10 protein-coding genes are annotated in these 11,286 nt (G+C 71.6%); 5 read left to right on the top strand and 5 right to left on the bottom strand.

All coding sequences use genetic code 11. The features are described 5' to 3' along the window. Window positions 1-476: 476 nt before the first annotated feature. Together ACIRJR_RS21020 and ptsP are read left to right on the top strand one after the other, a co-directional pair. A complete protein-coding gene (locus tag ACIRJR_RS21020) occupies window positions 477-926 on the top strand; it encodes a PTS glucose transporter subunit IIA (protein WP_033304207.1) in 450 nt (149 codons plus the stop codon). A 76-nt stretch (window positions 927-1,002) separates the two neighbouring features. Next, window positions 1,003-2,673: a phosphoenolpyruvate--protein phosphotransferase gene (gene ptsP / locus ACIRJR_RS21025; RefSeq protein ID WP_403782892.1), complete on the top strand. Its 1,671-nt coding sequence runs from the start codon at window positions 1,003-1,005 to the stop codon at window positions 2,671-2,673. A 65-nt stretch (window positions 2,674-2,738) separates the two neighbouring features. Here the strand turns inward: ptsP and ACIRJR_RS21030 are convergent, their stop codons facing one another. Next, window positions 2,739-3,653: a hypothetical protein gene (locus ACIRJR_RS21030; protein WP_403782895.1), complete on the bottom strand. Its 915-nt coding sequence runs from the start codon at window positions 3,651-3,653 to the stop codon at window positions 2,739-2,741. A 77-nt stretch (window positions 3,654-3,730) separates the two neighbouring features. Next, window positions 3,731-5,716, bottom strand: a complete 1,986-nt coding sequence (locus ACIRJR_RS21035) for an acetoacetate--CoA ligase (protein WP_403782898.1) — start codon at window positions 5,714-5,716, stop codon at window positions 3,731-3,733. A gap of 221 nt (window positions 5,717-5,937) precedes the next feature. Here ACIRJR_RS21035 and ACIRJR_RS21040 point away from each other — a divergent pair, with 221 nt between their 5' ends. Beyond that, complete coding sequence (locus tag ACIRJR_RS21040) at window positions 5,938-8,307, top strand: glycoside hydrolase family 31 protein (RefSeq protein WP_403782901.1); 2,370 nt, start codon at window positions 5,938-5,940, stop codon at window positions 8,305-8,307. Here the strand turns inward: ACIRJR_RS21040 and ACIRJR_RS21045 are convergent. Then, entirely contained in the window at window positions 8,298-8,795 is a 498-nt protein-coding gene (locus tag ACIRJR_RS21045) for an NUDIX domain-containing protein (protein ID WP_403782904.1), read from the bottom strand. The two genes, ACIRJR_RS21040 and ACIRJR_RS21045, sit on opposite strands and share 10 nt — an antisense overlap. A gap of 60 nt (window positions 8,796-8,855) precedes the next feature. Here ACIRJR_RS21045 and ACIRJR_RS21050 point away from each other — a divergent pair, with 60 nt between their 5' ends. Together ACIRJR_RS21050 and ACIRJR_RS21055 are read left to right on the top strand one after the other, a co-directional pair. Then, window positions 8,856-9,662, top strand: coding sequence for a M15 family metallopeptidase (locus ACIRJR_RS21050; RefSeq protein WP_403782907.1), 807 nt, complete (start codon window positions 8,856-8,858; stop codon window positions 9,660-9,662). A gap of 110 nt (window positions 9,663-9,772) precedes the next feature. Next, window positions 9,773-10,120, top strand: a complete 348-nt coding sequence (locus ACIRJR_RS21055) for an Mpo1-like protein (RefSeq protein WP_403782910.1) — start codon at window positions 9,773-9,775, stop codon at window positions 10,118-10,120. Window positions 10,121-10,262: 142 nt separating this feature from the next. On the opposite strand, the gene ACIRJR_RS21060 is transcribed toward ACIRJR_RS21055, so the two are convergent. Both ACIRJR_RS21060 and ACIRJR_RS21065 read right to left on the bottom strand, forming a co-directional pair. After that, window positions 10,263-10,868, bottom strand: coding sequence for a GTP-binding protein (locus ACIRJR_RS21060; RefSeq protein WP_403782913.1), 606 nt, complete (start codon window positions 10,866-10,868; stop codon window positions 10,263-10,265). Further along, window positions 10,849-11,286: a DUF742 domain-containing protein gene (locus tag ACIRJR_RS21065; RefSeq protein WP_403782916.1), complete on the bottom strand. Its 438-nt coding sequence runs from the start codon at window positions 11,284-11,286 to the stop codon at window positions 10,849-10,851. Before ACIRJR_RS21065 ends, ACIRJR_RS21060 begins: the two co-directional genes overlap by 20 nt.

The raw sequence follows: 11,286 nt of genomic DNA on the forward strand, positions 1-11,286 counted from the left end.
TTCGGTCCCGTTTCACCGGGGCCCTCCGGGCGCTTCCCTTCTGTTCTTGCGTTTCCGACTCTATCAGACTCTTTCGTGTCCGATTCCCGGTCGAAACGGGATCCTGCTCATTCGCTTTCCAGTTCTTCGCTTTCGCGTTTCCCTTTCCGGCGAGTCCGACTCTATCAGGCCTTTTCCGTTCCTCTGACCGGCGGTCTCGCGAGCATGCGAGAGCTCAATCAGAGTTACAGTCTGGTTTGGAGAGCCGCTGCCGATCCTGGACTAGAAGTCCGTGTTGGGGTCAGGCAGGGGTACGACAGTACAGGCCGCTGGGAGACGAGGCAAATCCTTTCCGGTGCGCCCCTAGGTCGGCCAACCGGTAGCTCTCGGGCGGAACCGGGACTTCATATGACTTACGCTGCTGATCAGTACGCACGCCGCCCTCCATCAGTCGTGGCGGTTGACCAATACGGATCCCCACGCCTGGGAGGCTCTCCATGACCACAGTGACGTCCCCTCTTGCCGGCCGCGCCATCGGACTCACCGCGGTTCCCGACCCCGTCTTCTCCGGAGCGATGGTGGGCCCCGGCACGGCCATCGACCCCGTGCGCGAGCCCTCCGAGGCCGTCTCGCCGGTCGACGGGATCGTCGTCTCCCTCCACCCGCACGCCTTCGTCGTCGTCGACGACCAGGGACACGGCGTGCTGACGCACCTCGGGATCGACACCGTGCAGCTCAACGGTGAGGGCTTCGAGCTGCTCGTGAACAAGGGGGACACGGTCACCCGCGGTCAGGGCATCGTCCGCTGGGACCCCGCCGGCGTGGAGGCGGCCGGCAAGTCCGCGATCTGTCCGGTCGTGGCCCTGGAGGCCACCGCCGAATCCCTCTCCGACGTCCGTGAGGACGGCGACGTGAAGGTCGGCGAGACGCTGTTCGGCTGGCAGTGACACCCTCGGCGCAGTAACGAGCCAGTTGGGCATCCACCGCGGTGACACAGTCGCCGCACAATCGGAGACGGGTGAAATGGAGACAACGCTGCGAGGCGTCGGCGTGAGCCACGGTGTGGCGATCGGCGAAGTTCGGCACATGGGTACGGCGGTCCTCGAGCCGCCGGCCAAACAGATTCCCGCCGAGGAGGCCGAGCGCGAGCAGGGACGTGCCCGTCAGGCCGTGGAAGCTGTCGCGGCCGACCTCATCGCGCGCGGCAACCTGGCGGGGGGCGAGGCACAGCACGTGCTCGAGGCCCAGGCCATGATGGCGCAGGACCCCGAACTCATCGCGGACGTCGAGCGTCGTATCGCCGTCGGCAGCACCGCCGAGCGCGGTGTCTACGACGCGTTCGCCGCCTACCGGGCTCTGCTGGCCAACGCCGGGGAGTACCTGGCGGGGCGCGTCGCCGACCTCGACGACGTGCGGAACCGGATCGTGGCGCGGCTGCTCGGCGTGCCGATGCCGGGTGTACCGGACAGCGACCAGCCGTACGTGCTGATCGCGCGTGACCTGGCCCCCGCGGACACGGCCCTGCTCGACCCCACGCTGGTCCTGGGCTTCGTGACGGAGGAGGGCGGGCCGACCAGCCACAGCGCGATCCTCGCCCGGGCGCTCGGAGTGCCGGCCGTCGTGGCTCTCCCCGGAGCGGGTGAGATCGCCGAGGGCACGGTCGTGGCGGTGGACGGCAGCACCGGTGAGCTCTTCGTCGAGCCGAGCGCGGAGAAGCGCGCCGAGATGGAGAGCGCCTCCGCTGCCCGCAAGGCGGCTCTGACGGCCGTGACCGGTCCCGGTGCCACCTCCGACGGTCACAAGGTGCCGCTGCTCGCCAACGTCGGCGGTCCCGGTGACGTGCCTGCGGCGTTGGAGGCCGGTGCCGAGGGCGTCGGGCTGTTCCGCACGGAGTTCCTCTTCCTCGACGACAGCAAGCAGGCGCCGTCCGAGGAGAAGCAGATCGCGGCCTACCGCGCGGTGCTGGAGGCGTTCCCCGAGGGGCGTGTCGTGGTGCGGGTGCTGGACGCCGGTGCGGACAAGCCCCTGGACTTCCTGACGCCGGCGGACGAGCCGAACCCCGCGCTGGGTGTGCGTGGTCTGCGCAGTCTGCTGGACCACCCCGAGGTGCTGAGGACCCAGCTGACGGCACTGGCCAGGGCCGCCGAGGGGCTGCCCGTGTACCTCGAGGTCATGGCTCCGATGGTGGCCGACCGCGCCGACGCGAAGGCGTTCGCGGACGCCTGCCGTGAGGCGGGGCTGCAGGCGAAGTTCGGGGCGATGGTGGAGATCCCGTCCGCCGCGCTCAGGGCCCGTTCGATCCTGCAGGAGGTGGAGTTCCTGTCGCTGGGCACCAACGACCTGGCTCAGTACACCTTCGCCGCGGACCGTCAGGTGGGCGCCGTGTCGCGGCTGCAGGACCCGTGGCAGCCCGCGCTGCTCGACCTGGTCGCTCTCTCCGCCGAGTCCGCGAGGGCCGAGGGCAAGAGCTGCGGTGTCTGCGGCGAGGCCGCTTCGGACCCGCTGCTGGCGTGTGTGCTGACCGGCCTGGGTGTCACCTCCCTGTCGATGGGTGCGGCGTCCATCCCCTACGTGCGGGCGACGCTGGCGAAGCACACGCTCGCGCAGTGCGAGCGTGCGGCCTCCGCCGCGCGTGCGGCGGACTCCGCCGACGAGGCGCGCCTGGCGGCGCAGGCGGTGCTGTCGGGCGAGTGACGCCGTCCGGACGCTGTCGGATGTGAAGGGGCTCCCGCCGTCCCGGTGGGAACCCCTTCCGTCTGTCAGCGATGGGCCTCGGGTTCGTCGGCACCGAGGTCGAATCCCGCGCAGTACTCGACCCCTGACTCCGGCGACACGGGTTCGCCCGTGTCCGCGTCGGTGCAGTAGGCGCTGAAGACCTCTCCCGCCGTGAGCGGGAGCAGGCTTCCGCGGTGCAGGCGCCAGCCGTGCACCCGGTCCGGGACGTCCGGCGCCGTCGTGCGCAGGACCACGCCTCCCTGGGTCTCGAGCGCGACCCCCACGGCGAGCACGGTGGCGAACTCCGCCCCTTCCGAAGGCGGGAGACAGGCCGGGCCGTCGGTGTCCCGGGAGGTGCGCAGGACGGCGAGGAGCTGCTCGTGCTCCGTGGGGGTACTGCAGACGACGTGGTGGGAGCCGGGGCCCGCGGTGTCCAGCAGCCGCATCAGCAGATGGGACGCCCGGTCGAAGGCCGCCCTGCCGATGTCCTGCCCGCAGTCCGCGCAGTCGCCGAGGCCGGCCAACAGCGTCGTGGCGTACTCCCATGTCGCACGGCGGACGGCCCGGGAGACGAGCAGCGGGATCACGGTGTCGAGCGGCTGGCCGGTGTAGGCGACGGTGGCGCCGGCCGCGGCGATCTCCGCGGTGAACCGGCTACGGCTCGTGTGCGCGTCGGGGTCGAGTCCCGCCTCGGCGCAGAACTCCGCGTAGTCCTCCGGGTCGAAGAGGGCGACGGTGGTGTGCAGGCCCTGGCCGGTGAGCGTCCGCAGCATGCCTTCCACCTGCCGCAGGTATTCCGGGTGGTCGTCGAAGGTGAAGGTCCGGTAGTGGCGCATGGCCGCGAAGTCCTCGGCGTCGACCAGGAGGCCGACGGTCGTGGGTGCTTCGCGGCGCAGCGCGCGTCGCATGGATGTGGCGGAGCGCTGCCGTCCGCGCCTGGTCTGCTTGATGTGCGCCATGAGTCCCCCTGTGCACTGTCGATCGATGCTCACTCAGCGTAATCAAGGGGACTGACAACGGGCCGGGTCCCGCCGGCTCAGCGGCGCTTGCGGGCGAGGTCCTCGTAGAAGTGGAGGAGTTCGAGGTTGTCGATGGAGCCTGGGTTGACCGCCTTGGACAGGGCCGTGCCCTGGAGGAGCCGCTTGACCGGGACCTCGATGCGCTTGCCGGTGAGGGTGTGCGGGATGCCGGGGACCTCGATGACCTCGTCCGGTACGTGGCGCGGGGAGAGGTTCTCGCGGATGGCGCGCTTGATGCTGTCGCGGAGCGCGTCGTCGAGGGTGGCACCCTCGGCGAGGTGGACGAACAGGGGCATCCAGTAGCCGCCGTCGGGCTCCTCCAGGCCGATGACGAGGGACTCGCGGATCTCGGGAAGCCGCTCGACCGCCTCGTAGATGTCGGCGGACCCCATGCGGACACCCTGACGGTTGAGGGTGGAGTCGGAGCGGCCGTGGATGATCACCGAGCCCCGGTCGGTGAGGGTGATCCAGTCCCCGTGACGCCAGACTCCGGGGTACATGTCGAAGTAACTGTCGTGGTAGCGGCTGCCGTCGGGGTCGTTCCAGAACCGGACCGGCATGGAGGGCATGGGGGCGGTGACGACGAGTTCGCCGACCTCACCGATGAGGGACTCGCCCGCGGGGTCCCAGGACCGGAGGTCCGTGCCGAGGCAGGGGGCCTGGAGTTCGCCGATGTGGACGGGCAGCGTGGGGACCGCACCGGCGAAGCAGCTGCAGACGTCCGTCCCGCCGCTGACGGACGCGATCCACAGGTCGGCCCCGCTGTCGCCGAACTCGTCGTGGAGCCAGCGGAACCCGTCGGGCGGGAGCGGGGAGCCCGTGGTGGCGACGCACTGGACCCGGCTGAGGTCGTGGTCGCGGGCCGGGTGGACGCCCGCCTTCCGGCAGGCCATGACGTAGGCGGCCGACGTGCCGAAGAGGGTCGCGCCGGTCTGTTCCGCGACACGCCACTGGGCGCTGACGTCCGGATGTCCGGGGCTTCCGTCGTAGAGCACGACGGTGGTGCCGGTGAGCAGGCCGGAGACGAGGAAGTTCCACATCATCCAGCCCGTCGAGGTGTACCAGAAGAAGCGGTCGTCGGGGCCGAGGTCGCAGTGCAGTCCGAGCTGCTTGAAGTGTTCGAGGAGGATCCCTCCCTGGGACTGGACGATCGCCTTAGGGAGTCCGGTCGTTCCGGAGGAGTACAGCACCCACAGGGGGTGCTCGAAGGGAACCGGTTCGAAGGCCGGGGTGGTGTCGGACGAGGTGAGCTCGGACCATTCGAGGGCGCCTTCGGGTGCGTCCGTGCCGAGGAGCGGGATGTGGACGACCGCACGCAGGGTGGGGAGTTCGCCGCGCAGTTCGGCCACGGTCTCGGTGCGGTCGTGCTCCTTGCCGCCGTAGCGGTAGCCGTCGACGGTGAACAGGACGACGGGCTCGACCTGCTGGAAGCGGTCCAGGACGCTGCGGGCGCCGAAGTCGGGGGCGCAGGAGGTCCAGACCCCGCCGACCGCGGCGGTGGCGAGGAACGCGACGACCGCCTGCGGGATGTTGGGAAGGTAGCCGCTGACCCGGTCGCCGGGGCTGACGCCGAGGGCGCGGAGTTCAGCGGCCAGTGAACCCACCTGACGGCGGAGTTCGGACCAGCTGACGGCGATCTGCGTGTGGGTCTCGTCGACGTACAGAAGGGCGGGGGCGTCCGCCCTCAGCGGGTCGTCCGCGGTGCGCAGGGCGTGCTCGGCGTAGTTGAGGGTGGCTCCGGGGAACCACTGCGCGCCGGGCATGGTGCGGTCGCCGAGCACGGCCTCGTACGGGGTGGAGAAGCGTACGTCGAACCAGTCGGCGACGGCCTGCCAGAAGGTGTCGAGTTCCTCGACCGACCACCGGTGCAGGGCGGCGTAGCCGCCGTCGGCGGGCGCTCCGTGGCGGCCGGCGGCCCATCGCTGGAAGCGGGTGACGGCCGCGGCCTCGACGCGCTCGGGCTGGGGCTGCCAGAGGGGGGCTTCGCCGGCTGCTGAGGTCATGGGGGCTCCCTGGCCTTTCGGGGTGTACGCGGGGTGTGCGTGCGTCGCGCGCACGGGCTGGGGTGTGCGCGTGAACGGCAGTTACGGACGATGCCATGTGATCGTCTTGCGCACCAGGGTCCCCCCGCCATGGTTGCGTGTCCGGCTGTGTGGCGGAGCCACAGGTGAACGGAAGCTGAACGGAGCACGCATCGGTCCGGCCAGGTGGCAGGGTGACCGGCATGGATGGTCGTGACCTGGTGCGCTCGGTGAGAATGGTCGGTTCCGTGCAGGGGATGCGTACGGTGCGCTCGGCCTGGCGGCGGCGTCGTGCGGATGCGCGGGCGCTCGCGCCGCGGGGTGCGGAGAGGGCGCGTGTGCCTGGTCTTCTGGTCAGCGCGGAGCCCGGGCCGGGCGGTGGCGTCGTGCGCTTCGCCCGCTCGGAGCTGTGCGTCCGGGTGGCCGTGGGCGGCGCGGTGTTCTGGGCCTGGGACGGCGCCGCGCCTCTGCCCTCGTACGCCTTGCCGGAGGCAGGGCCGGAGCCGGACCCGAGGGCACGGCTGGAGCCGGACACGAACGGCGGCTGGCAGGTGGTGTCTGAGCGGCTGAGGGTCGTCGTGTCGCGTCACGGGGCCGTGGAGCTGCGGACGCCCGGCGGGGTCCTGCTGCGCCGGGAGCTGCCGCCCCGCTGGTGGGAGCCGGTGGAGGGAGGCGAGGCACGGTGGGTCCAGCGATCCGAGGTCCCGGCCGACGCACGCTTCTTCGGGCTGGGCGGGCGTGCCGGGGGCCCGAGGCTGCGGGAGGGGACGTACGGGCTCTGGAACACCGGCCCGGGAGGGCGTTCCGGACCCGGGGACGATCCGATGTACCTGACGATGCCGGTGCAGGTGGTGGTCTCCGACGCGGGGACCCACCTGGCTTTCCACGACAATTCCTGGTCGGGCCGGGTGGCGCTCCGGGAGGGGCGGGAGGGCGCCGGGTCGGGTCATGACCGGCCGGGCACCTGCGAGGTGCGGATGGACGGCGGTCCGCTGCGCTGCTGGGTGGTCGCGGGCACGCCGGCCAGAGTGCTCCAGGGCTGGACGGCGCTGACGGGGGCGCCGGCACTGCCGCCGTCCTGGGCCCTGGGTCCGCAGCACGCGCGTTCGGGCTTCGGGAGCGAGCGGGAGGTGCGCCGGACCGTGGAGGGGTACCGGGAGCGGGGGCTGCCCCTGTCGGCGCTGCATCTGGACACCGGCCACTACGACGCGCATCAGGTGTTCACGGTCGACCGGGAGCGGTTCCCCGGTCTCCCCCGGCTGGCGAAGGAGCTGCGCGAGGAGGGTGTCCGGCTGGTGTCGGTCGTCGATCCGGCGGTGCGGGCGGCGTCGGGCAACGCCGTGTTCGACAGCGGACTGGAGGTGGGTGCGGAGGGTGCGTTCGTCCGGGATCCGCAGGGGGGACCGGTGCTCGGTGAGGTGTGGCCGGGTGAGTGCGTCTACCCGGACTTCACCGATCCGCTGGTGCGTGAGTGGTGGGGTGCGCTGTACGAGGAGCGGCTCGCCCTGGGGTTCGCCGGGGTGTGGCACGACATGAACGAGCCGGTGTCGTTCTCGGCCTTCGGGGATCCGTCACTGCCCCGTTCGGCCCGGCACGCGCTGGAGGGCCGTGGCGGGGACCACCGGGAGGCCCACAACGTGTACGCCCTGGCCATGGCGAGGGCCGGGTACGAGGGCCTGCGACGGCTGCGCCCGGAGGAGCGGCCGTTCCTGTTCTCCCGTTCGGGCTGGGCGGGGATGCAGCGGTACGGGGGCGCCGGGTCCGGTGGCGTGGCCACGGGGTGGCCGGGGCTCCGGGCCTCGCTGGCCCTGGTGCTGGGGCTCGGGCTCTGCGGGGTGCCGTACTCGGGGCCGGATGTCGGCGGGTTCGACGGGTCGCCGTCGCCGGAGCTGTATCTGCGCTGGTTCCAGTTGGGCGCGTACATGCCTCTGTTCCGTACCCGTGCGGCGATCGGCGCGGAGGGCGGGGAGCCGTGGGAGTTCGGCCCGGAGGTGCTCGCGCACGCCGGGCGGGCGCTGGAGGAACGGGAGCGGCTGCGCCCGTACTTCGTGACGCTGGCGCAGCTCGCCCGGCTGACCGGCGCGCCGTACGTGCGGCCGCTGTGGTGGGGGGCGTCCGGGGACCGGGAGCTGCGGGACTGCGAGGACGCGTTCCTCCTGGGCGATGCGCTGCTGGTCGCCCCGGTGCTCGACGAGGGCACGCACCGCAGGCCGGTCCGGCTGCCGCGCGGGCGCTGGTACGACACGGCGACCGGTCGGGCGTACGAGGGGCCGGGCCAGGTGGTGGTGGACGCGCCGCTGTCGCGCGTTCCGGTGCTGGCGCGGGCCGGGGCGGTGATCCCGGTGCGCGGTGCGGACGGGAGTGTCGAGCTGGAGGTGTGGGCTCCGCCCGTGGGGCGTACCGGGGGCGGTCTGGTCGTGCGGGACATGGGTGACGGGTGGGAGACGGCCGAGGTGGAGCGCTACACGTCGCGGCTCCTGGCCGGGCGGGTGACGGTCGAGCGGGACGGTGAGGAGGGGCCGGTGCCGTATCCGGTCCGGGTACGGGGGCTGCCGGAGCCGGCTCAGCCGTAGGCGCCCGCGAACCATGAGCGTACGGCCCTGGTGTGCAGCGGGAAGGCGAGCTCGACCGGGGTGCGCAGCACGTCGTATCCCGCGGTCTCGTCCGTCGCCGCGGAGGGCGGGAGTTCCCCGGCGGGGCGCGGCGGGAGCAGTCCGAAGAGCAGTAGGTGACCGTCCGGGGAGCTGAGGGCGTCGGCGAGGCGCACGTCCGCCCCGTCCGCCGGGATACCGGTCTCCTCGCGCAGTTCGCGTACGACGGCGTGGCGCCAGTCCTCGGTCCCGTCGATGAACCCCCCGGGGAGGGCGATCCCGCCGCGGTGCGGTGGGATGGTGCGGGTGATGACGACGAGTCCGGTGCTCCGCGGTCCGGTGACGGGCAGCAGGGCGACGGCCACGGGCAGCGGGTTGCGGTAGGCGGTGTGACCGCAGGCGGCGCAGGTGCGGGGCCAGGCTTCGGCGGCGTACGGGGTCCCGCAGCTGCCGCAGTGGGAGTCCTTCACGGCCGGACTGTATCCGATCACTCTTCTCTTGTGGCACCGGAGCTGATAAACGGTGTGCCCATGACAGGAATTGCTCGTGCCCTCCGCGCCCTGGCCTCCGCCGGCGCCGCTCTGCTCGCCGTGACCGCCGCCGCCCCGGTGGCGGTGGCCAGACCGGAGCCCAAGGCTCCGCCGGAGTTCGTCGACCTCCGCTCCGTCGATCCGACGATCATCACGGAGATGCGCTACACCACCGCGCACAACTTCATGGGAGAGCCGGTGGACGGCTACCGGCAGCCCGTCTGCATCCTGACGCGGCCCGCCGCCCGTGCGCTGCGCACGGCCCAGCGGAGCCTCCTGCGGGAGGGCTACTCCCTCAAGGTGTACGACTGCTACCGGCCGCAGCGGGCCGTGGACCACTTCGTGCGCTGGGCGAAGGACCTCGACGACCAGGCCATGAAGGACGAGTTCTACCCGGAGGTCGACAAGACGCGGCTGTTCGAGGACGGTTACATCGCGGAGAAGTCCGGCCACAGCCGGGGCAGCACGGTGGACCTCACGATCGTGAAGCTGCCCGCGCTGCCGACGCGGCCGTACGTGCCGGGCGAGAGGCTGGCTCCGTGCTACGGGCCGAAGGGCGAGCGCTTCCCCGACAACTCGGTCGACATGGGCACGGGGTACGACTGCTTCGACACCCTGTCGCACACGGACGACCCGCGGATCCAGGGGGCACAGCGCGCCAACCGGCAGCTGCTCAAGGAGAGGCTCACCGGCCTGGGCTTCGTGAATCTGGCCGAGGAGTGGTGGCACTTCACCTACAAGCCCGAGCTCTTCCCTGACACCTACTTCGACTTCCCGGTGGCCAGGCGCTCCGTCGCCGGTCACTGAGGGCAGGAACGGGCGACCGGGACCACCCCCGTGGGCTCCGGCCGCCCGTTCTCCTCTTCGGACGCGGAACTGGCGTTTCCGGTTGCCGATCGAGCCATTACGGTGCCCTCATGTCACCACAGACGTTCGATTCGTACGAAGAGTTCTGGCCCTACTACGTCGCGATGCACTCCCGGGCGGCGACCCGGTGGGTCCATCTGACCGGGACCCTGACCGGGCTGGCCATCACCGCCTACGGTCTGGCGCGCGGTCGGAAGCGGTACGCGCTGGCGTTGCCCCTGATCGGGTACGGCACCGCGTGGCCCGCGCACTTCCTCATCGAGAAGAACAACCCCGCGACGTTCGGGCACCCCGCGTGGTCGCTGCGCGGCGACGCCCAGATGATCGGGATGATGCTCGCCGGACGGGACGCGGAACTGGCCGCGACCGCCGCGGAGTGGCTCGAGAAGAACGCGTGATCCCTTGGGAGCGACCGGGGTTGACGGGCCGTCATCTCGGGTGACCGCTCGCTCCACGCCCGCTGCTGAGCACCGCACGTGACACGGCCCGTACCCCCGTCGGCGGGGGTGCGGGCCGTGTCACGTGCGGGTGGGAGGGCCGTCAGGTCCCGGCCGGCTCGCGCAGTCGGCCGGCCCGGAGCATGGCGTGCTCCACGACCGCGACGAGCACATCCCGTACGGAGGACCGGTCGCGTGCGTCGCAGAGCAGCACCGGCACCTCGGGGTCGAGGTCGAGCGCCGCGCGGACCGTCTCCGGGGGGAACCTCTCGGCGCCTTCGAAGAGGTTGACGGCGACCGTGAACGGGATCGAGCGGCGTTCGAAGTAGTCGACCGCGGCGAAGCAGTCCTCCAGTCGCCTGGTGTCGGCGAGGACCACGGCGCCCAGGGCACCCTGGGCCAGTTCGTCCCAGAGGAACCAGAAGCGGTCCTGTCCGGGGGTCCCGAACAGGTAGAGGACCAGGTCCTCGCGCAGGGTGATGCGGCCGAAGTCCATGGCCACCGTGGTGGTGTTCTTGCCCTCGACCCCCGCCACGTCGTCGACGGGGCGGCCGGCCTCGCTCAGCCTCTCCTCCGTGCGCAGCGGTCTGATCTCGCTGACCGCGCCCACCAGGGTGGTCTTGCCCACGCCGAAACCGCCCGCGACCAGGATTTTCAGGGTGACGGGCTCGACGTGCCGCCTTTTGCGGCTAGAGCGCCCGAAGGCCATTGATCACCTCGCGAAGAATGCTCTCGTCCGGCAGCTCGGCCGGCGGAACGGGACGGGTGACGTGCACCAGCTCGTCCTCGACGAGGTCACCGACCAGGACACGGACCACCCCGACGGGGAGGTCCAGTCCGGAGGCGAGCTCGGCGATCGACTGGGGCATGTCGCTGCACAGTTCGACGATCTCCACGTGTTCCGGGGAGAGCGTCTGGTCCCGGCCGGGATCGTCGGCCGCCGGTTCGGGGACGACGATCGCGATCAGGTCGAGGCGATGGCGGGACGCGCTGCTGGTCCGCCCGCGGGTCATCGCGTAGGGCCGGACCACCGGCCCCGCCTCGGCGTCGTACCAGCGCGAGGAGCCCGCTTCGGTGGGAACGGGCTGTGATCCGGACACGGCGTCCCGGGCGGAGTCTGCGCTCAT

It is taken from the genome of Streptomyces sp. NPDC102402 (assembly GCF_044765765.1).
Lineage (GTDB): Bacteria > Actinomycetota > Actinomycetes > Streptomycetales > Streptomycetaceae > Streptomyces.